Here is a 20969-nt window from a genome sequence, read left to right as displayed (position 1 = left end):
GATGAATCATGAAGTGGAAAGGCAGAAGAGCGAGTTCGAATGTGGAAGACCGGAGAGGCATGGGCGGCGGGGGTAAAACCCTGATCGGCGGCGGCCTTGGCGGAATTATTATAGTATTGTTATTTACCTTTCTCGGAGGTGATCCCGGTGAACTATTAGGCAATATGACCGGAACAGATTCCGGTACAGCTGTGCCATATGAAGAGTCAGAGCAGGAAAAAGAGCTTGCTGACTTTGTCTCTGTAGTGCTGGCGGATACAGAGCAAGTCTGGACGGAAATATTTGAAGAGCAGGGTATGCAGTATAAAGAGCCGACCCTTGTTTTATACTCAGGCAGCGTACAGTCTGCATGCGGGGCTGCGTCCTCATCAGTGGGGCCTTTCTATTGCCCGGGTGACCAAAAACTGTATATCGATTTAAGCTTTTACGAAGAACTTCAAAGGAAATTCCAGGCGCCCGGTGATTTTGCCATGGCGTATGTTATCGCCCATGAAGTTGGGCACCATGTGCAGACACTTCTGGGGACAACTGAGGAAATCATGCCTCTTCGCCAGAAAATGAGTGAAGAGAAATTTAATAAATATCTCGTCCGGTTTGAATTGCAGGCTGACTATTATTCAGGTGTTTGGGCCCACCATGCCCAGGGAATGGGATATTTAGAGGAAGGCGATCTGGAAGAAGCCCTGAATGCCGCGACGGCAGTAGGGGACGATACCCTTCAAAAACGGGCGCAGGGCTATGTCGTGCCGGAAAGCTTTACACATGGCACGTCTGAACAAAGGAAGTCATGGTTTCACAAAGGATTCCAGAACGGAACCATCAAAGGCGGAGATACGTTTAAGCAAAGCAGTTTTTGATACGAAAGGAGCGGATTGAATGAATAACGGGATCCAAACCATTTTGCTGGACGATGATGGGCAAATACCCAACAATCAAGGACTCCCGGTGATCATCTACAAAGCTGTTTTTAAGGAACAGCCCGGCGAAATAGAGGCTGCTTTCAATAGACACAAATGGACCGGAAGCTGGACGGGCGGAGTATATGATTACCACCATTATCACAGCAATACCCATGAAGTACTTGGGGTCAAAGCGGGACAGGCCACCGTCCTCATCGGCGGCGATCAGGGCGAGCGCCTCGAAATCAGCCAGGGCGACGTCATTCTCCTTCCTGCAGGCACAGGCCATAAGAAGATTGAAAGCAGCCCGGACTTCGAAGTTGTGGGTGCCTATCCCGGCGGAACAAGCCCGAATATGAAGAAAAAAGACCCATCAGACCGTGTACAGGCACTCGCCGAAATTAATAATGTTTCAGTTCCTCAGATGGACCCTGTTTATGGTGAAGAGGGGCCGATGCTTGCGGAATGGAGAGGCTGATGGCAGCGGTTTACCAGCCAATTTTAAGCCGAATTGGCGAATTTATCGGCTGAAAAAATCCCCTGAAACAAGCACAAAAAAAGCCAGAAGAACTAAACTCTTCTGGCTTTTCCTTATCCAAAATTATCTTACACCCTTCATAAATCCTTGAATCTTAGGACTCAATAAGAATAAGATGATGGATAGCAGGATCGCTACTGCACCAATTACTCCGAAATACGTCATTTCTGTTTCAGGTGTGTAGAATTTAACAATCTGTGCATTGATTGCCTGTGCTGCCGCATTTGAAAGGAACCAAAGGCTCATCGTTTGCGCGGAGAACGCAGCAGGCGCTAATTTGGTTGTGGCTGAAAGTCCAACAGGTGATAAGCAAAGCTCTCCAAGAACAACAATGAAGTAGCTAAGAACCAGCCATAATGGGCTTACTAGAGAATCTGTTCCGCCAAGGTAAGCAGGAAGCAGAATCACAATGAAAGATAAACCGGCAAACAATAGACCCAGTGAGAATTTCTGCGGCACTGAAGGCTGGCGGTCGCCAAGCTTCACCCACAGCCAGGCAAACACTGGCGCCAGGAAAATAATAAATAATGGGTTAAGAGACTGGAACCATGCCGGTGATATATCAAGTCCCATAAACTCAAGCTGTGTACGCTTGTCCGCATAATTCGCAAGAATGGTTGAGCCCTGCTCCTGGATTGCCCAGAACATAACAGATGCAATGAATAATGGAATATACGCAATGATGCGTGAACGTTCCACTTCTGTTGTTTTCGGGCTGCGGTACATCATCGTAAAGTAAATAATTGGGAGACCGATACCCAGGATACCAACAAGTGCAATAAAGGAATCAAATGTTAAAAGACCAGTTGGGATGCCGACAGCAACTAAAATGGCAATAATAACAGCACCCAGGCCGATTCTTGTATAAACTGTTTTCTTTTCATTTGCTGATAATGGATTAGAAATATAAGTTCCTGCTAATCCAAGATTTTTCTTCTTCGTAAAGATAAACACCAATAAGCCAAAGAACATACCAACGGCTGCAATGGCGAAACCAAGATGGAAATTATATTTCATTCCAACTGTTCCGACAATTAACGGCGCAAGGAATCCGCCAAGGTTTATGCCCATATAGAAAATACTGAAACCTGCATCGCGGCGGTTATCTTCAGGACTGTAAATGTCCCCAACGACGCTCGATACATTCGGCTTCAATAAACCAGTACCTAAAACAATCAAAACCATGGAAACAAAGAACATAGCCAGGCTTCCAGGAATGGAAAGGGCAATATGGCCGAGCATGATTAAAATTCCGCCATAGAATACCGCTCTGGATGTTCCAAGTAATCTGTCAGCCATCCATCCGCCGATGATTCCTGACATATACACTAATGACCCATAAATGGACATGATTGCTAAAGCTGTTGGCTCATCGAGGCCTAATCCGCCTTTAGAAACCTCATAGTACATATAGAAAACAAGGATTGCTCTCATTCCATAGTAAGAAAAGCGCTCCCAAAATTCCGTGAAGAAAAGTGTGAACAAGCCTTTAGGATGTCCGAAGAAACCTTTTTGAGGCACACTTTCAACAATTTTCTGCCTATTAAAATCTGACATGTTTCATCCTCCTTTTAGCTATTCTATAATATCTTTCATAGTTGCTAATTGTCAAAAAAAATTTTATGTAACGATGGTTATTATTGGCTTCAAAGGAGGAATAAATAGATTTTCCCGAAGAATCCATTCAAAGTTTATTTTTTCAGAATAATTATAGTTTTATTAATTTTATAAAAAACAAAGGTGTTATACCCAAAAAAACAGCCGCCCAAACCGGCGGCTGCGAATATCTTATGCGTTTCTCAGAACTGCTTCTGCAGGTCTGTGCGAATAGGCAGGCTCTTCCCTGCTGGATAGCCTGTTTTTACCCATTTCCTTGGACTGGAGAAGGAGTTGGTCTGCATAAACATAAGCTTTTTCAATAGAAAGCAGATCGTTTACTGTATAGTAAAAAAGGCCAAAAGATGCAGTGTAGGAAAGTGAGATGGACTGCTCTTTGAAATCTGCCTGAAAAGGGCAGGTTTCAACCCCTGTGCGTATCTTTTCAGCTAAATTCAGGCACTCTTCATATGTCTTGAATCTCATAATAATCGTAAATTCCTCTCCGCCGCTCCTGAACAAGTAATCATCTTTAGAGAGGTAGCTTTTCAATGTATCGGCAAAGTGCCTGATTGCCTGGTCACCAACGGCGTGATTATAGCTGTCATTAATCCTCTTGAATTTGTCAATATCTGCTACAACTATACCAATGCATTCCTCTGATTTATTAAGCTCCGTCATCTTTTTATCCATATAGGCACGGTTAAATACACCGGTCAGAAAGTCAGTATAGGCCATCTGCTCAAACTTATCACGTTCAATTTTATTCTGAAGCATCTGTGATTTCGACAGGAAGGACCGGCTCACAAGGTAGTTAAGGATAAACAGGCTTATGAGCATTTCCCATTTTCCCTCCTTCAGGAATAACAGCAAAAGGCCGTTCGTGAAGGTAATCTTCCCCATATCCAGCACACTTCTTGTTTTGATAAAATCAATCGCTTCCTGCTTCGTTTTAATATCTCCTGTCAGTTTAAATACAGTAATCAGGAATAGATCCGAAAGCAAAGAGGTTACGGTGATCAGCATCAGCATGACGACCCAAAAACCGAATGGCACACCCTGAAAGAGGGGAGATAACAGATGGAACAAATAGAATGCGATGGAGTTGCTCATCACAAAGGAACCGATGTTATAAAACGTATGGAAAAATTCATCAGGATCCTCTGTTTTTGTTTGCTTTCTATAAAAATAGACGCAAAAACGGTAGATGACTTCAAAAATCAACAGACCTAATGGCCCTGTAAACAGTCCAATGGAAAGACTGTAATTAATTCCATAATCAATCGATGTACTTCCATTTCTGCTGATAATCCGTAAATGATAATACAGGCATGCAAACAGCAGGTATATACCCAGCGCTTTTATATATACAGAGCTCTGGACACTGATACCCTCTGAGAAAAAGGCAGTGCATACGGCAATGATAAAAAGCGAAACCATAAATATTCTGGAGCCTTGCATCTTTCTGAACTCCTTTTCCTATTGTTATACTCCTATTTTATAGGAATTTTTACCAAGAAAGTAGATTAATTTAGTATATTTTCTAAATTTTTTAATATTACCTGATTCAGTTGCTTTTCACCTTGAGAAGAAAAGGATTTATTTTATCTCTAAAACTATCAAACTTTAAGAAAAACACCAAGGAAAACTGATTGTAAACAAAATTGATTACATGTATACAATAATGTTTACAAATGTATTCAATATTGTAAACAAGTATACAAATCCGTGTACATGTTGATATATATGGATGTGTGCACTTTTGTTTACATGTATACGGAAAGTGTATACAATGAAGGGAGATGTTTACAATTTGTTTACGTTTTTACGCTTTGATTACTTTTTGTTTCCTCTCATTGATTAATCTCTCAATTTGAATTACTCTTTAAATAGGAGCTCTATATTATGGAGAATGAAAGGGTTGAATGATTTGACGAATTCACGAATTGCAGCAGTTGACGTAGGAAACGATTCTATTAAAGCAATCTTTGGAAAATTGGATTCAGAATTAAATATACCGAATGTAATTGCGAGAGATGTTGAGGACCGGCCGGTTATCGGGATTGAAGAACTTGACAGCAAAAATCCGCTTGAAGGCATACATATTAGAGTTCACTCCCCTGCCCTGAAGGAAAACAATACGATTTACCGTGTAGGACACCTGGCAACAAAAAGCGACAATGCTACTGAATTGGATCCGGGCAGCAGCAAATCCGAAGAAGATCAGACATTGGTTATGCTTTTTAGTGCTTTGGCATTGGATGCTGTACAGAACGGCGGTTCCACTGGCTTTAAAAAATCCGGTAATGTAATCGATGCAAACTACACACTTGGCACAGGACTTCCGCTTCGTGAAGTAAAGGAAGGCAAGGATGCGGGCTACCGTTCCAAGCTGCTGGGCTCAGTCCATCAGGTTGAGTTCCTTGTTACACCGAAGTACCAGGGACAAAAAGTTAATATCAAGTTTGAAGAAATCAAGGTTTATCCTGAGGGATTTGCTGCTTATATCAACCTTGTAATGGATAATAACTTAAACATCATTAATAAGGATTTAATTGATAAACGTATTTTAATCCAGGATATTGGCGGATTATCTACGGATATCGCTGTTATTAAAAACCGCAATGTAGATGATGATAAAGCACAGGGCTTCAACCTTGGCGTGTCTGAAGCGCTTGAATCTATCCGTGAAGAGATCCGTTCGAAGCATGGTGTTGAGCTCGACAGCCGCACAGATGTCGTTGAAATCATCACGAAGAAAAATGACCGCAATCATATTATGGTTAAAGGAAGCCGCACAAGCGTGCATGATATTACAGACCGCATCCTGCTTGACCTGGCGAAGAAGCAGTACCGCCTGCTCCGCAACGTTTGGCAGAAAAACTCCCAGACGGAAATCTGCTATTTCGTCGGCGGCGGCTCTATTGTTCTAAAAGATTATCTGAAGACATTAAATAATAATCTGGATGGCTATAACATTGACTTCTTCGAGGATGAAAAAGAAAGCATCTGGATGATGGCAAATGCTTATTACAAGCTGATCTCTGATTTTTCAAGAAGAACGAATAAAGATAAGGCAGACCAGGATAAGAAACCTGTAAAAGCCAACTAGGGTGATTTTTCATGAGTAAAGCTTCCTCTTCTGAAATTAAGAGAGGACAATCCATATCCTTTCGTGTACCATCTGACACTCCTGATCATATTCTGAAGCATCTGCAAAAGCTCAAGGAAACCGAAAAGCGGAATTTTTCGAGCAAGATGGCCGAGTTTGTGATGCAGGGAGTCAGCAGTTCACAATCAAAAGACCGGGAAACCATCACCATTCCCCTTCCAAAGGGGCTAAGCAAGGTTCAGCGCGACTGGCTGAAGCATGAGCACTCAGAAGCCCTGCTCGGCAGCATCATTTATCAGCTGATCACGGACCCGGTGCGGGCAACATCCCTGCTGGCGTCCTTGAACAGCCGCTCTTCTGATATAGATGAAGTTCTTTATCTGCAGGAGGAGCCGAGACCTGCTGTAAATCAGTATGATTCGGCAGCAGCGGCTTTAGAGGAAGACCAGGTATCTGAAGCTGATCTGACGGATATTGAGGATGATCTGCTTGACTTTGATTGGGACAAAGCTAAACAGGAACAGCAAGAAGAAGAAACTGAAGAGGAAAGCGAAGAAGACCTGGATACTCTTCTTGGCGGCTTTCTTGCAAATATGAATAAATGAGTTCGAGGGGAGTTTCAGCGATGAGACTCCCCTTTTTGTATTTAGAAGAGGAATTTCTGGGTAGTTTACATGTATAGCCTTAATTGGCATGAAAAGGAGGAATTATTTTGAATTATGATTGTCTGATTGTTGGAGGAGGGATTGCGGGCCTGCAGGCTGCCATTCAGCTGGGCAGGTATAAGCATAAGGTGCTGGTGCTGGATTCCAATGATGGGCGTTCGGTGATATGCCAAAATTATCATAATATCTTAGGCTATCCTGATGGTGTAAGCGGCCCGGAACTTCGTGAGCTTGGGAAAAAGCACGCTGAAAGCCTTGGAGTGGAGTTTGTTCATGAAAAAGTGGAGCAGGCTGAAAAGGCTGAAGGAGAATTTGTCGTTTCAGCAGAAAGCGGCAATAAATATTCCGGCAAACGGATCTTACTGGCAACGGGAGTCATGGACCGGATGCCGCCATTCCCCGAACTGATGTCTTGTCTTGGCATATCTGTCTATGTCTGTCCAGACTGTGATGGATATGAGGTGAAGGATAAACGCACCATTGTGCTTGGCTCTGGAAATGCCGGCGCGAATATGGCCTTAACCTTGTCTTACTGGACAAATGACCTTGTTTTTATCAACCATGAAAAAAAGGTGCCAGATCAGGAATTTTTGGAGAAATTGAAAGAGAAAAACATTGAATATGTGGAAGAACCCATAGATAAGGTGCTTGCGGAAGATGATAAATTTAACGGTGTAAGACTGGAAGGTGGCAAAGAAATTACAGGGGAAAGAGGATTTATCGCATTTGGCGGAAATGAGATAAAATCCGGCCTGGCAAAGCAGCTCGGTGCAGAGAGGCTTGAAAATAAGCACATCCTGACAGATTCACGCTCGAAAATGACTAGTGTCCAAAATGTATGGGCTGCGGGAGATGTTGCAGCCCATTCGGAACAAGTAACCATTGCGATGGGGGAGGGCGCTCAGGCTGCGATCTGGATCCATAAATCACTTTTGCAGGATAAAAATTAAGGAATTTAGGTTTTATCGTCGAAATAAAAGGGTATATAATGGTTTATTTCTGTACACTTTTCTCATATAATAGCCTATAAGCTTTAAATAGAGAAAGGTGTTTGCATTGAATAAAGAAAGCTTGGATCTAGTTGTTCATGAATTGCTGAAGAGATCGGGGAGTCAGGCGGACATTAAATTAGAGAATCATTTTCCGGGAAATCGTATAGCTGGCGGAAAATATAGCATGGGAACACATACAGTAACCCTTTATGCAGAAGAGATTAAGAACCAATGCCAGCAGCTGTTTGCTTCTGCTGATCGTTTTTTGGATTATTTTTCCGTTGTGTGTGCTCATGAGTTAGGCCATGCAGAAGATGCGGAGCTGGAGCGATTGGCCAGCCATCTTGATGCCTGCATAACAGAGCAGGAACGCTGGCTCACAGCATTGAAAATTGAGGAAAATGCCTGGGCATTTGCTGAAAAGCTTCTGCCTGACATGGATAAGGCGTTTATGCAGAACATTATATATCATTCATTAAAACCATACAGGGATCAGCTTCAAATGGAGCCTGCCTGACGATATTGGAAGCCGCAGCTGGGAGTGCTGCGGCTTCTTTGTTTTCGCGGATGAATGGGCTCAGTCCATTAAGAAAACACCTAGGAATAATAAGGTTAATAAGCATATTAATATTAAGTTATTACTATTGGTTACCAAATTAAATAGAGTTGGCATTCTTCAGCTAATAGGTGCAAGAATTGTGAATCCGGTTTGGATCATTCATTTCTTCGACAGAAGGGGCAGTTTAGTTGAAGATGAAAGGATTAAACGAGGTGAAATCGTGAAATATTCCTGTCCTTGTTGTGGTTTTAAAACATTAGATGAAGAACCCCCAGACACTTATAACATTTGTGAAATCTGTTTTTGGGTAGATGATGGATACCAATATAAATATCCAGATGATACGGGTGCCAATTATGTTTCCTTCAGAAAGGCACAACAAAATTTTATGAAATATGGGGCAAAAGGTGAAAGAAGTTTGAAATATGTTAGACCTCCAAATAAATATGATATAAAGGATCCTAATTGGAAACCGTTATAACCCAACGATGTTATTGAGCTAACGGGTGATTCGATACAAGAAGGATTAAGACACCTTTTTGGTGAATTCCTCATTAAACATAAGATGCAGATTAGGTGAAGAATGTTGTTTTACTTTTATTCTGCAATGGGGGCCATATTGAGAGCTTTTTTGGTGACAAGGAAAACGGAATGATGACGCAAGGAATAAATGTAATTTATACTTTGCTATGGGGGTATTTATGAAAACTCATTATTATTTAGGTTGGTTTAACAATTTTTTCCAGAGAATCTGGGCAGTGTGTTACAGGCGGATATAACTAATAGAAAATCGCTTGCTATGATTAGCTCAAATCCATCTATTTATGAAGATAATGGTGCGACTGAACGCTCGTGGCTTGACCAGGCTGGCATTATGTTTGATGAATATCATTTAATTAATTATCACGTACAGAAGGAAGATGCCCAAACGATAATTCAAAATGCTTCAGTCATTTTCTTATTGGGGGGAAACACTCTTAAACAAAATGATTTTTTGATAGAATATGAATTATCGGAGTCGATTAAAAAAAGCAGCGGCGTGGTGATGGGAGCAAGTGCTGGTGCAATCAATATGTCTGCAAAATGGTTATGCTCGAAAAACTTGGGATATAAAGTTGAAATGAGCTCTGTTTACGACGGAATTGGTCTTGATAATTTTTCCATCCTTTCTCATTTTGATCTCGAAAATAACATTGCACTGGTTCAAAGCGAATTATCTCTCCTATCAGAAGAAATAAATATTTATGCTTCGAACAAAGATTGTGCTGTACGTGTAAAGGGAGACAGGGTCGACGTTTTAGGCAATGTTTTTTTAATTTCCAACTCAAAGATTCAGAAATTGGAAGAGACGCCCTGGTTGTAGTGAATAGCTATGGCTTAAACTTAAGGATGCTTTAGCTGAATAAGAAACCTGCAACAACGGAGAAAACCCGCTAATATGCGAGTTTTCTTTTTCTATAAATCCTAATTTAATTAGGGTATTGAAAAATTGAATTGTAAGCGTTACACTTACTGTAGTAGTATGCACATGCATTAAGCAGGCAGCTTTTTTTATGCAGCTTAATGCAAACGTTTGCGCACCAACAAAGATTATAGAAAAGAAATTTATATATAATGAGGGTGTTAACATGAAAAAGGTATGGTGGAAAGAAGCAGTTGGATATCAAATTTATCCCCGCAGTTTCCAGGATTCGAACGGAGATGGAATTGGCGATCTTCAGGGAATTATTCAGCGGCTGGATTATATTAAAGGGTTAGGCATTGATGTTATCTGGATTTGCCCAATGTACAAATCCCCTAATGATGATAATGGATACGATATTTCAGACTACCAGGATATCATGGAGGATTTCGGTTCGATGGAGGATTTCAATGGGCTGATGGATGAGGTCCATAAGCGCGATATGAAGCTGATTCTGGATCTTGTGCTGAACCATACAAGTGATGAGCATCCTTGGTTTATTGAGTCCCGTGAGTCCAAAGAGAGCCCGAAAAGAGACTGGTATATTTGGAGAGACGGAAAGAATGGCAAGGAGCCAAATAACTGGGAAAGTATTTTCGGCGGATCGGCATGGGAATACGATGAGAAGACCGAGCAGTATTACCTGCATGTCTTTTCCACCAAGCAGCCTGATTTGAACTGGGAAAATAAAGAGGTCCGCGAGGCATTATATGATACGGTGAACTGGTGGCTGGATAAGGGAATCGACGGCTTCCGGATTGATGCCATCAGCCATATCAAAAAGCGTGCCGGCCTGCCTGATATGCCGAACCCGAAGAAGAAAAAGTATGTTTCTTCCTTCGATATGCATATGAACCAGGAAGGCATTCACGAGTATTTAAAGGAATTTAAAGACCGCACCTATGCGAACTATGATGTGATGACAGTCGGCGAAGCAAACGGTGTTACTGTGGATGAAGCTGACCTTTGGGTCGGTGAAGAGCAGGGTAAAATGGATATGATTTTCCAATTTGAGCACCTTGGCCTTTGGGACGCAGAAACAAACCCTGAGGTGGATATTGTCGAGCTTAAAAAAGTTCTGACCCGCTGGCAGAAAGGCCTGGAAGCGGACGGATGGAACGCGTTATTCATCGAGAACCACGATAAGCCGCGTGTCGTTTCCACATGGGGTAATGATGAGGAATACTGGCAGCAAAGCGCAACAGCTATGGGGGCCATGTACTTCCTGATGCAGGGAACGCCGTTCATTTATCAGGGACAGGAAATCGGCATGACTAATGTCCAATTCCCTTCCATTGATGACTATGATGACGTTGCGGTGAAGAACCTGTACCGCCTGAAGAAAGAGGAAGGCATGTCCCATCAGGACATTATGGACATCATCTGGGCTTCTTCCCGCGATAACAGCCGTACGCCAATGCAGTGGTCCTCTAAAGAAAATGCAGGATTCACAAAAGGCCAGCCTTGGATGAAGGTGAACCCGAACTATAAGGAGGTCAATGTGGAGGTCCAATCGCAGGATCAGGACTCTATCCTTTCTTTCTATAAAAAAATGATCCGGTTGAAAAAGGATAATGAAGTCTTCACTTATGGCCAATACGATCTGCTTCTTGAGGAAGATAAGCAAATCTATGCCTATACCCGTACCACTGATGATGACAAGGTAGTCGTGATTACAAACCTTTCAACAGAGGAAGCCTCTTTTGAAACAGATGATAAGCTTTCTTATGAGCAGGTTTTATTGAATAACTATCCAGTTGAAGAACATGGTGATATGGATTCATTTACACTTAAGCCTTATGAAGCCCGTGTGTACCGATTGAAATAATTTCTATTAGCAGGATTCTCTTTTGGGGAATCCTGCTATTCTTTTGCCTCCGCCTTTTTGAAACCCGCCAAAAATGCTAAAATGAGGAAAATAACCAATGGAGGCGCAGGCAATGGCAAAGGGTAAAACAAATGCGATGCGTATGCTCGATGCTCAAAAGGTCGTTTATGAACTGATTACATATGACAGCCAGGACGGGAAAATTGATGGTGTTTCGGTTGCAGAGAAAATTGGCAAAAATCCTGAAGCCGTTTATAAAACTTTAGTTGCTCAAGGCGTGAGCAAGCAGATCTTCGTGTTCATCATACCTGTGGCAGAAGAGCTCGACCTGAAAAAAGCCGCAAAAGCTGCCGGCGAAAAGAAAGTGGAAATGATCCCGGTCAAAGATATCCAGAAGCTCACCGGCTACATCCGCGGAGGCTGCTCCCCTGTCGGAATGAAAAAGCAATATCCCTCTTTCATCGACGCAAAGGCAGAAGAGCTTGATCTGATCATAGTCAGCGGCGGCAAAATCGGCATGCAGATGGAGCTCAAGGTGGATGACCTGCAGAAGGCTATTGGGGCTGAACTGGCGGATTTAATCAAATAATTGAAGCAAGAGTGCTGAATCACCATGATTCAGCACTCTTTTTTTCATAGGCTTTCACCCATCCCGCTCCTTTTGCATACTGTAAGGTGAAAATGCATTTCGAAAGGAAGTGTAGGAGTGGCTGGGAAAATATTAAAATACTTCGCCGGCGGGAATACAGCCCGGGGATTCCACAATTTATTCGAATCAAACCTGGCAGGGCTTGATCGCCTGTATATTTTAAAAGGCGGACCGGGAACAGGCAAATCTTCCCTGATGAAAGCAATCGGAGCAGATCTGTCCGAAAAAGGCTATGACCTGGAATACATTTATTGCTCATCTGATAGTCAATCGCTCGATGGAGTCATCATTCCTTCTTTAAAAGCAGGCATTGTCGATGGAACAGCGCCGCATGTGATCGAACCGAAAGCACCAGGCGCGGTCGAAGAATATATCAATCTTGGCGTAGCCTGGGATTCAAGGGCACTGGCTGCATGTAAAGAAGAAATAACAGTACTGTCGGGCCAGATCAGCAATTCCTTTGCAACAGCCTATGAAACCTTTGCCGAAGCACTGAGGATTCATGATGAATGGGAAAAAATCTATATAGAAAATATGAATTTCCAGAAGGCAGATGAACTGACGAAAAAGCTGATTTCCACCTTTTATGGAAATATGAAACTAAATAAGACTCCATGTGTAAAGCATCGTTATTTAGGGGCAGCCACTCCGGTCGGAGCGGTGGATTTTGTGCCGAATCTTACGGAGGATATTCAAAAAAGATACTTCATAAAAGGGCGTCCGGGTTCCGGCAAGTCCACTATGCTGAAGAAGCTGGCAAAAGAAGCTGAAAGCCGGGGATTTGATATTGAAATCTATCATTGCGGGTTTGATCCGCACAGCCTGGATATGATCATCGTGCGCGAGCTGGGCCTCGCTATTTTTGACAGCACGGCTCCACATGAATATTTTCCGAATCGGGATGGCGATGAAATCGTAGATATGTATGAAATAACGATCAATTCAGGCACAGATGAAATTTACGCTGAACAGCTAAAGGATATCAGCACCCGTTATAAAAATAAAATGACCGAAGCCATATCCTATCTGGCACGGGCAAAAACCCAGCGCGACACACTGGAAAAAATCTATGTAAATGCTATGGACTTTTCAGTGGTAGACAGGATCAAAGAGCAGGTCCGCTCTGAATTGCTGCTGATTGCAGAGAAAGTCTAAATCCCGAAAGGAGTATCGAAATGGATTATATGAACTATCCGTTTTATCCCTATATGTATGAACAAAATGAACATGGCCGTATTTTTCCGGGCGGGGGATCAGGAGGAGGCTTCGGCATCCCTGGTTTTCCAGGCGGAGGATCAGGAGGAGGTTTCAGCATTCCGGGATTTCCGCCGGGTGGAGGGTTCGGGCCACCAGGACCGCCACCAGGTGGACCGGGCGGCGGATTTGGACCTCCGGGACAGCCGCCAGGATTCCCGGGTGGTGGAGGAGGCCCTGGAGGACAGGATGGACCGCCATCGGCTCCGCCGCCAAACTTCACCCCTCAAATGCAGCAGGTCAGCACGTTCGCTGTTGATCCCGGTGCCATAAGGGGCTGCTTATTCCGCAATACCTTTATATGGCTGCAAAACGGAAACAGCTTCTGGTTCTATCCGACCTTTGTCGGCAGGACCTCTGTTGCCGGCTGGCGCTGGAGAAACTGGCGCTGGACGTATTACGGAACAGACTTGAGGAGAATTCGTTCTTTTCAATGCTTTTAACATACAAAAGAGGTATCCCGCATAAGGATACCTCTTTTCGTATGTTAAAAAAGAAGATGTGCAGCCAGCACGATCACCGGCAGTGTAATCAGTGTTCGCTGTATAAAGATAATAACAAGATCCCAGAAGGATACAGGTATCTTAGAGCCAAGCAGAAGTCCGCCGACCTCTGACATATAAATCAGCTGGGTAACAGATACTGCAGCGACAATAAAGCGGGTCATCTCGCTTTCAATGCTTGCCCCGATCACGGATGGGAGGAACATATCGGCGAAACCGACCACAAGTGTTTCAGAAGCTGCTTTTGCTTCCGGCACCTGCATCAATTCAAGCAATGGAATGAACGGCATTCCCAGATACGTGAAAACCGGTGTGTATTCGGCAACGATCAGAGCCAATGTTCCCAAAGCCATGACAATTGGGGCAACACCCATCCACATATCCAGAATGTTTTTGGCGCCATCCTGGAAGAAGGCTTTCAGGCTTTGATTGGTGCGCGCTTTATCTAAAGCCTGCTTAAGCCCCCAGCTGAAAGAAGTGTGTCCTTCAGGAATGCTCTCATCAAGCTCCGCTTCCTGTCCGTTATAATACGTATCTGGCTTTTTGGCCAGAGGCCAGATTCTCGGGCTGATGATGGCGCAGATGAAACCTGCCGCTGTGATGGTCAGATAAAAAGGCACAAACATATGGCCAAGATTCACCTGTGAAATCACCACAAGGCTGAAGGTAATGGATACGACAGAAAAGGTCGTGCCGATAATGGCGGCTTCCCTTTTCGTATAATAGCCTTCTTCATACTGCTTGCTGGTCAAAAGAACACCAATGGTCCCATCGCCAAGCCAGGAAGCTACACAGTCAATGGATGACCTTCCAGGCAGCCTGAATACTGGACGCATGATTTTCGTTAAAAGCGCGCCAAAGAATTCAAGCAATCCGAAATTCAATAGCAAAGGCAGGAAAAGCCCTGCAAATAAAAAGACCGAGAACAGGATCGGCAGAAGGTCATTTAAGAGCAGTCCTCCTGTGTTTTCAGACCAGATCTGTTCAGGCCCCATTTGAAATAGGGTGATAACAGCAAAAACAGCGCCGATAAATCTCGCTGCAGCCCAGATGTAGGGAACATCAAATAAGTTCCTGAAAAAAGGGCTGTTCTCAATAAAAGCAGGCTTGGCGAGCTTTGCCAGCAATGTACCCAAGAATGTTATGACAATAATAAAGGTCATAATTTCAGGAAGATAGTCTGTAAGCAGGTTTTGGATCCATCCTGAAAAAATGGCTATGGGAATCGTAATATCTCCCTGATATTTGATCGGAACCATGAATAAGCTGATTCCAATTAAGGACGGTATGAGAAATTTTATCAGATCGGAAGAAGAATGCTTCTTTCTGGATGCATCAATCAATATCATTCACCTTTTTCTTATATTTATAAACCACATGTTATTTTAATTCATTGCCCTTGAAAATGCCAACCCTTTCTCTTAAATTCCACCGTTTTCCTTCTTTTTAAACTTCTTATTTTTTGGCTCCCATATTATGTTAAAATATGAAATAATCAAAAAAATCAAAAAGCAGGTGTGCGGATGTTCAGGTTTCGGTTATATTGGACCTTCACGAAGAAGGCTTTTCTTCGCTCGGCCGTTTATCGGTTTGATGTATGGTCACGGCTCGGCTCAAACCTTATTTTTCTGCTGATGTGGGGTTCGATATGGACTGCTTTATATGCCGGAAGGGAAGAAGCAGGCGGTGTCAGCTTTGAGTCCATGCTGACGTATATAGTCGTCAGCCAATTTTTAACGGGAGTAAATGGGGCGGGCACTCCGCTGTGGGAAATCCAGGAGAAGGTCCGGACAGGTGATATTTCCCTGGAATTAATGAGACCGTTTGATGTGCCGCTCCGCTACCTTTTTGCCGACTTTGGCAGTGTGGCCTTTTACATACTGACAGCGCTGCTCCCTTTATACACCGTCATGTTCATTTTTATGGATTTGACATTGCCTTCAAGATGGGTGACTTGGGCGTTATTTATCGTATCTGCTTTTATTGGATTCCTGATCCGTTATTGCATTGAAATGTCCTTCGGGCTGCTTTCCTTTTTCCTCGTTGAAACGGGCGGCATTGTCGATGTCTTTTACTTCGCGATGTCCCTTCTGTCCGGATCCGTCATCCCGCTGTGGTTTTTCCCGGGCTGGCTGGAAACGATGGCGCTTTACCTGCCGTTTCAGGGAATCTATTACATACCAAATGCGATTTTTATAGGCAAAATTTCTGGTACGGAGATTCTGCTTTCCCTGGGTGTCCAATTATTCTGGGCTGCAGCCAGTTATCTGCTGTTAAGGTTTGTCTGGAATCGAGCATCCCAAAAAGTAGTGGTGCAGGGGGGATAGAGTGTGAGTGTTGTAAAATATTTCGATTTGTATTTCAAGCTCATCTCCGCAGGGGTGAGAGCACAGCTGCAGTACCGGTTTGCTTTTGTCATGAGGATTGTGGGCCTCATTACATCCTATACAGGCACCGCTCTCACGATGTGGATCATGCTTTATCAGTTTCAGGAACTCGGCTCTTGGACGTTTTACGAGTTGCTGTTTCTATTTGCAGTCGCTGTTTTATCCTGGGGCTTCTGCATCATTCTCTTTTTCCATTTCAGGGGATTGGACACCTACATTTTAAACGGCACGTTTGACCGCTTCCTTGTCAGGCCGATCAATCCTTTTTTTCATTTCATGGCAATGAAATTTGATGTCGCCTCTTTTGGACAGTTCATCTTCAGTATCGGCATTTTTATTTTGGTCAGCTTTAAGCTGCAGCTGGATTGGACAATCGGGAAAAGCTTGTTTCTGCTGTTGTCTGTGGTTGGGGGCATCCTTATCCAGGGCGGACTGCTTGTCATGATTTCTGCCCTCGCATTCTGGACGACGAAATCGGAGCAATTTTACTGGGTGGCCATGTTTCCTGCCCGAAATCTGACCAATTACCCTTTGGTCATTTATCCGAAAGCCGTCCAATGGTTTACAGCCTTTGTCATTCCATTCGGCTTTGTGAACTATTTTCCTGCGGCCGTCCTCCTTGAAAAAGAAACACCCTTTTTCCCGGAGAATATCGGGTATTATTCGCCGCTTGTCGGCATCGTCTTTTTTTCCATCGCTTATTGGATCTGGATGCTGGGTTTAAAGCGATATAAAAGTACAGGTTCATAGGAGGGCTGGAAATGCCGATTATAGAGGTTGAACATTTAATGAAGGACTTTATGATTGCCAAGCGGGAGACAGGCTTCCTTGGCGCTGTGAAGAGCCTTGTCAAAAGAGAACATATTAAAAAAGAAGCCGTGAAGGACATCAGCTTTTCGATCAATGAAGGGGAAATGGTCGGTTATATCGGGCCGAATGGCGCCGGAAAGTCCACCACCATCAAAATGCTGACGGGCATTCTGGTTCCAACCTCCGGAAGTGTGAAGGTGAACGGCATCATTCCCTATGAAAACAGACAGGAAAATGCCAAGAATATCGGAGTGGTTTTCGGCCAGAGAACACAGCTCTGGTGGGATCTTCCTACTATAGAATCGTTTGAACTGCTGAAGGAAATCTATCAGGTGCCGGATAAGCGGTATAAGGAAAATATGGATACTTTCACCGAGATATTGGGGCTGGATGAATTCCTGAACACGCCGGTCCGCCAGCTTTCCTTAGGGCAAAGGATGAGGGCTGATATTGCCGCTTCCCTGCTGCATGATCCGCCCATCCTGTTTCTGGATGAGCCGACCATTGGCCTGGATGTCGTCGCAAAGGAAAAGATGAGGACTTTTATAAAAGAGATTAATAAGGAGCGCAGCATCACCGTCATTTTAACCACCCATGATATGGAGGATATCGAAAAGCTCTGTGAACGGATGGTCCTCATCGACCATGGGCAGAAGGTGTATGACGGGGAGATCGCTGTGGTAAAAGAACGCTTTGGAAAAACAAGGACCCTTATCGTTGACCTGGAGGAATCATCACGCAGCCTGAAGCTTAAGGGCGGTGAGGTGTTTAAAGAAGAGGCAAGCCGCTTCTGGATCCGGTTTAACCGGGATGAAGTGTCAGCTTCGGACTTGATTGCGCAAATTACCGACACACATAATATCAAGGATCTGACAGTGGAAGAGCCAGCAATCGAATCGATCATCAGCCGTATTTATCAGGAGGGCTATCAGGACCTGCCGGAGACCGTAAAAGTGTAAAAAATAGGCTTGGTCAATATATCAATATTTTCTGAAAAAACGATATACTATATAGAGGTGATCAAAATGATTCTATATTTGCTGGGCTTTTGTGCAGTATTGCTGGGAACAGGAATGTTTGTGGACTGGTGGCATAAAAAGCATGGAATGGACGATTTTTACCCTGAGGAAAATGAAAAGCATGTATCTGAGTCAGAGAGAGCCTACATGGAGTCCTATATGCATAACATGAAAAATGATCATCATAATGGAATATAAGCCTCCCGATGAGGCTGCTGCTCATAATAGAAGAGCATGGCGGGTGCCATGCTCTTTTCCTTTTAGAAAATTAAGAAGCCCATTGAAATAATCACGCCGCTGACCAGAAGAGTCAGCACGCAGAATCCCATGATGTCTTTCGCTTTTAACCCCGCAATGGCGAGTGCCGGCAGCGCCCAGAAAGGCTGGATTAAGTTGGTCCAGGCATCACCCCATGCAACCGCCATGGCCGTTTTGGGGATGGAAGCTCCCATTGATTGAGCCGCTTCAAGCATAATCGGAGCCTGAACAGCCCACTGTCCTCCCCCTGAAGGAACGAAGAAGTTCACAAGTCCCGCACTTAAAAACGTGAAGAAATGGAACGTGTAATCATTTGAAATGCTGACAAACGCTTCGGACATCACCGCAGCCAGCCCTGAAGCAGTCATCATGCCCATGATTCCGGCATAAAACGGGAACTGAATAATGATGCCGCTGGCTCCTTTTACCGCATTCAGAACGGCTTCGAGGAACTGTTTAGGCGTTCCGTGGAAAAGAATGCCCAGGAACAGAAACAGGAAGTTCACGATATCAAGATTGAGATTAAAACCTTTTGAAGCGAAATAATAAAATAAGAACACAAGCCCAAGAATCCCGGCAAGCAGGGAAATGATGCGGCTGTTTTCCAGACGTTCAGCAGGTGTCATCGCTTCTTTTTCAAGTGCAGCTGCCTGAATGTCTTCTTGCAGAAGAGCAGGATCGACCACAATGGTTTCCTCTTTTGATGGCATCATAAAGCGGTTTACAAAAGGTAAAACCAACAATAGGGCGATAACAATAAAGATGTTAAAGCCTGCGAAAATCGTCTGGTCAGTAGAAATGACGCCAATCATATCTTCAGAGAAGTGACCCTTCGTCGCAATCGTCAATGGGATTGACCCGGAAATCCCCCCATGCCAGACAACGAACCCTCCGTAAGCGCTTGCAATTAACAGGCGGTAATCCACATTTTTCACCTTTTTAGCAAGCTCTTTTGCAAACAGTGCGCCAATCACAAGGCCGAAACCCCAGTTAATTAAGCTTGCAACCATCGACACGAATGACACAATCAGGATGGCCTGGCCGGGAGACTTGGCTAAGGATGCCAGGGCGCCTAACCCCTTTTTAAAAACATTGCTGCTGGCCAATACATGTCCTGTGACTAAAACCAGCACCATTTGCATGGAAAAAGTCAGGAGGCCCCAAAACCCATTTCCCCAATGCTGAACCATCTGATATGGCCCATTATCTGTAAAAATCAAGCCTAATCCAAAAACCGCAAAAGTTAGGATAATGACAAATAAAAATGGATCCGGCAAGTACCGCTGCATAATGCGGTTAAAGAATGATACCAGTACCCTCATGCTGCAACCCCCTAAAAAATATATTTCTTGAACTTAGTATATTTTCAGTAAAATTCAATTTATTCCTTCTTTTCTGAAATAAAACTTGCCTAAAATGCACTTGCCATTTAAATTTGGAGATAAAAAGTGAAAAGGGGATTGGGATATGGACATCAAAATAGTGAAAGCCGCAATCAGGGATCGGGACATTGTAAGGAACATGTATGCGTTCTATCTGCATGATTTAACAAAATACACAGATGCCTTGCATGTAAACGATGAAGGCACCTTTGAATTTGATGCATTTTCATTAATCTGGGACAAGGAAGGCATTGAACCTTATCTTATTAAGGCTGATGGCAAACTGGCAGGGTTCCTGCTGCTTCTGAGGGCCCCTTCTTTAACAAAAGCAGACTACTGCATTAATGACTTTTTCCTGTACAACTCGTTCCGGGGGAAAAAAGTGGGGCAGGCAGCTGTGGGACAGCTTTTTAGTGACTATAAGGGTACGTGGTATATCGAGCAATTAAAACGAAACGAGCCTGCCGTCCGCTTTTGGGAAAAGGTGTATCGGGATTATCAGCTTGAGGTTCAGGAGACTTTGAGGATAGAAGATGGAGAAGAGGTAGTGGGGCAGTTGTTGAAGGTGGAATAGATCGAATCCCTGGAACGACGTTGGACACAAAAAGAGAAAAAGGGCGGCTTAGAGTCAGAACCCGGATCAACTTCGGACACAAAAAGAGAAAATAAGCGGTTTAGAGTCAGAACCTGGATCAACTTCGGACACAAAAAGAGAAAATAAGCGGTTTAGAGTCAGAACCCGGATCAACTTCGGACACAAAAAGAGAAAAAGAGCGGTTTAGAGTCAGAACCCGAGTCAACTTCGGACACAAAAAGCGAAAATAAGCGGTTTAGAGTCAGAACCTGGATCAACTTCGGACACAAAAAGAGAAAAAGAGCGGCTTAGAGTCAGAACCCGGATCAACTTCGGACACAAAAAGCGAAAAGGGCGGCTTAGAGTCAGAACCCGGATCAACTTCGGACACAAAAAGCGAAAATCGGCGCTCCAGAGTCAGAACCCGGATCAACTTCGGACACAAAAAGCGATAATCGGCGCTCTAGAGTCAGAACCCAGCC

Annotated in this window: 20 protein-coding genes and 1 pseudogene; 17 read left to right on the top strand and 4 right to left on the bottom strand. The window is 43.8% G+C overall.

What is annotated here, in order from left to right:
- The first annotated feature begins 8 nt into the window (after positions 1-8).
- Positions 9-857, top strand: a complete 849-nt coding sequence (gene ypfJ / locus BK139_RS17540; RefSeq protein ID WP_076261334.1) for a KPN_02809 family neutral zinc metallopeptidase — start codon at positions 9-11, stop codon at positions 855-857.
- 19 nt (positions 858-876) lie between these two features.
- Entirely contained in the window at positions 877-1377 is a 501-nt protein-coding gene (locus tag BK139_RS17535; protein ID WP_076261331.1) for a cupin domain-containing protein, read from the top strand.
- A 123-nt stretch (positions 1378-1500) separates the two neighbouring features.
- Here BK139_RS17535 and BK139_RS17530 read toward each other — a convergent pair whose 3' ends face one another.
- Both BK139_RS17530 and BK139_RS17525 read right to left on the bottom strand, forming a co-directional pair.
- Positions 1501-2994, bottom strand: a complete 1494-nt coding sequence (locus BK139_RS17530) for a peptide MFS transporter (protein ID WP_076261328.1) — start codon at positions 2992-2994, stop codon at positions 1501-1503.
- A gap of 231 nt (positions 2995-3225) precedes the next feature.
- Positions 3226-4494 (bottom strand): GGDEF domain-containing protein, encoded by a 1269-nt coding sequence (locus BK139_RS17525; protein ID WP_076261326.1) that lies wholly within the window; start codon positions 4492-4494, stop codon positions 3226-3228.
- Positions 4495-4963: 469 nt separating this feature from the next.
- Between BK139_RS17525 and BK139_RS17520 the strand changes: the two genes are divergently transcribed.
- The 10 genes and pseudogenes from BK139_RS17520 to BK139_RS17475 all read left to right on the top strand — a co-directional run bounded on the left by BK139_RS17520 (position 4964) and on the right by BK139_RS17475 (position 13997).
- Positions 4964-6145, top strand: coding sequence for a ParM/StbA family protein (locus BK139_RS17520; protein ID WP_139325648.1), 1182 nt, complete (start codon positions 4964-4966; stop codon positions 6143-6145).
- An 11-nt stretch (positions 6146-6156) separates the two neighbouring features.
- Positions 6157-6750 carry a hypothetical protein gene (locus BK139_RS17515; protein ID WP_076261320.1) on the top strand — a complete coding sequence of 198 codons (594 nt, stop codon included), beginning with the start codon at positions 6157-6159 and terminating at the stop codon, positions 6748-6750.
- A 107-nt stretch (positions 6751-6857) separates the two neighbouring features.
- Positions 6858-7760 (top strand): NAD(P)/FAD-dependent oxidoreductase, encoded by a 903-nt coding sequence (locus tag BK139_RS17510; RefSeq protein ID WP_076261317.1) that lies wholly within the window; start codon positions 6858-6860, stop codon positions 7758-7760.
- A gap of 97 nt (positions 7761-7857) precedes the next feature.
- Positions 7858-8319, top strand: a complete 462-nt coding sequence (locus BK139_RS17505; RefSeq protein ID WP_286149049.1) for a hypothetical protein — start codon at positions 7858-7860, stop codon at positions 8317-8319.
- Between the two features lie 262 nt (positions 8320-8581).
- A complete protein-coding gene (locus tag BK139_RS17500; protein WP_076261459.1) occupies positions 8582-8842 on the top strand; it encodes a CPCC family cysteine-rich protein in 261 nt (86 codons plus the stop codon).
- Positions 8843-9062: 220 nt separating this feature from the next.
- A pseudogene (locus tag BK139_RS17495) lies at positions 9063-9724 on the top strand (Type 1 glutamine amidotransferase-like domain-containing protein).
- Between the two features lie 265 nt (positions 9725-9989).
- Entirely contained in the window at positions 9990-11651 is a 1662-nt protein-coding gene (locus tag BK139_RS17490) for a glycoside hydrolase family 13 protein (protein WP_076261457.1), read from the top strand.
- A 112-nt stretch (positions 11652-11763) separates the two neighbouring features.
- Positions 11764-12240, top strand: a complete 477-nt coding sequence (gene ybaK, locus BK139_RS17485) for a Cys-tRNA(Pro) deacylase (protein WP_076261311.1) — start codon at positions 11764-11766, stop codon at positions 12238-12240.
- Between the two features lie 117 nt (positions 12241-12357).
- The gene (locus BK139_RS17480; protein WP_076261308.1) at positions 12358-13455 is read left to right on the top strand and encodes a PRK06851 family protein; all 1098 of its coding nucleotides are present in this window, start codon (positions 12358-12360) and stop codon (positions 13453-13455) included.
- Positions 13456-13475: 20 nt separating this feature from the next.
- The gene (locus BK139_RS17475) at positions 13476-13997 is read left to right on the top strand and encodes a hypothetical protein (RefSeq protein WP_076261305.1); all 522 of its coding nucleotides are present in this window, start codon (positions 13476-13478) and stop codon (positions 13995-13997) included.
- A gap of 44 nt (positions 13998-14041) precedes the next feature.
- Here BK139_RS17475 and BK139_RS17470 read toward each other — a convergent pair whose 3' ends face one another.
- Complete coding sequence (locus BK139_RS17470; RefSeq protein WP_139325645.1) at positions 14042-15406, bottom strand: YjiH family protein; 1365 nt, start codon at positions 15404-15406, stop codon at positions 14042-14044.
- A 174-nt stretch (positions 15407-15580) separates the two neighbouring features.
- On the opposite strand from BK139_RS17470, the gene BK139_RS17465 reads away from it, so the two are divergent.
- From BK139_RS17465 to BK139_RS17450, 4 genes are all read left to right on the top strand, one after another.
- On the top strand, positions 15581-16384 hold the full coding sequence (locus BK139_RS17465) for an ABC transporter permease (RefSeq protein WP_076261302.1): 804 nt from the start codon (positions 15581-15583) through the stop codon (positions 16382-16384).
- 3 nt (positions 16385-16387) lie between these two features.
- Positions 16388-17194, top strand: a complete 807-nt coding sequence (locus BK139_RS17460) for an ABC transporter permease (RefSeq protein ID WP_076261299.1) — start codon at positions 16388-16390, stop codon at positions 17192-17194.
- Between the two features lie 11 nt (positions 17195-17205).
- Complete coding sequence (locus BK139_RS17455) at positions 17206-18213, top strand: ABC transporter ATP-binding protein (RefSeq protein WP_076261296.1); 1008 nt, start codon at positions 17206-17208, stop codon at positions 18211-18213.
- Positions 18214-18279: 66 nt separating this feature from the next.
- Positions 18280-18471: a hypothetical protein gene (locus BK139_RS17450; RefSeq protein WP_076261294.1), complete on the top strand. Its 192-nt coding sequence runs from the start codon at positions 18280-18282 to the stop codon at positions 18469-18471.
- A gap of 62 nt (positions 18472-18533) precedes the next feature.
- Here BK139_RS17450 and BK139_RS17445 read toward each other — a convergent pair whose 3' ends face one another.
- On the bottom strand, positions 18534-19853 hold the full coding sequence (locus tag BK139_RS17445) for a short-chain fatty acid transporter (protein ID WP_076261292.1): 1320 nt from the start codon (positions 19851-19853) through the stop codon (positions 18534-18536).
- A gap of 145 nt (positions 19854-19998) precedes the next feature.
- Between BK139_RS17445 and BK139_RS17440 the strand changes: the two genes are divergently transcribed.
- Positions 19999-20487, top strand: coding sequence for a GNAT family N-acetyltransferase (locus BK139_RS17440; protein WP_076261290.1), 489 nt, complete (start codon positions 19999-20001; stop codon positions 20485-20487).
- Positions 20488-20969: the final 482 nt, after the last annotated feature.

Source organism: Paenibacillus sp. FSL R5-0490, assembly GCF_001956215.1.
Classification (GTDB): Bacteria; Bacillota; Bacilli; order Bacillales; family Cytobacillaceae; genus Cytobacillus.
This window is presented reverse-complemented; position numbering and strand designations above follow the sequence as displayed.

What these genes read in the sequence shown, in the direction of transcription:
- ypfJ (WP_076261334.1), top strand. Translation starts at nt 9, where the DNA reads ATGAAGTGGAAAGGCAGAAGAGCGAGTTCGAATGTGGAAGACCGGAGA.
- BK139_RS17535 (WP_076261331.1), top strand. Translation starts at nt 877, where the DNA reads ATGAATAACGGGATCCAAACCATTTTGCTGGACGATGATGGGCAAATA.
- BK139_RS17530 (WP_076261328.1), bottom strand. Translation starts at nt 2,994, where the DNA reads ATGTCAGATTTTAATAGGCAGAAAATTGTTGAAAGTGTGCCTCAAAAA.
- BK139_RS17525 (WP_076261326.1), bottom strand. Translation starts at nt 4,494, where the DNA reads ATGCAAGGCTCCAGAATATTTATGGTTTCGCTTTTTATCATTGCCGTA.
- BK139_RS17515 (WP_076261320.1), top strand. Translation starts at nt 6,157, where the DNA reads ATGAGTAAAGCTTCCTCTTCTGAAATTAAGAGAGGACAATCCATATCC.
- BK139_RS17490 (WP_076261457.1), top strand. Translation starts at nt 9,990, where the DNA reads ATGAAAAAGGTATGGTGGAAAGAAGCAGTTGGATATCAAATTTATCCC.
- ybaK (WP_076261311.1), top strand. Translation starts at nt 11,764, where the DNA reads ATGGCAAAGGGTAAAACAAATGCGATGCGTATGCTCGATGCTCAAAAG.
- BK139_RS17475 (WP_076261305.1), top strand. Translation starts at nt 13,476, where the DNA reads ATGGATTATATGAACTATCCGTTTTATCCCTATATGTATGAACAAAAT.
- BK139_RS17470 (WP_139325645.1), bottom strand. Translation starts at nt 15,406, where the DNA reads ATGATATTGATTGATGCATCCAGAAAGAAGCATTCTTCTTCCGATCTG.
- BK139_RS17465 (WP_076261302.1), top strand. Translation starts at nt 15,581, where the DNA reads ATGTTCAGGTTTCGGTTATATTGGACCTTCACGAAGAAGGCTTTTCTT.
- BK139_RS17455 (WP_076261296.1), top strand. Translation starts at nt 17,206, where the DNA reads ATGCCGATTATAGAGGTTGAACATTTAATGAAGGACTTTATGATTGCC.
- BK139_RS17450 (WP_076261294.1), top strand. Translation starts at nt 18,280, where the DNA reads ATGATTCTATATTTGCTGGGCTTTTGTGCAGTATTGCTGGGAACAGGA.
- BK139_RS17445 (WP_076261292.1), bottom strand. Translation starts at nt 19,853, where the DNA reads ATGAGGGTACTGGTATCATTCTTTAACCGCATTATGCAGCGGTACTTG.
- BK139_RS17440 (WP_076261290.1), top strand. Translation starts at nt 19,999, where the DNA reads ATGGACATCAAAATAGTGAAAGCCGCAATCAGGGATCGGGACATTGTA.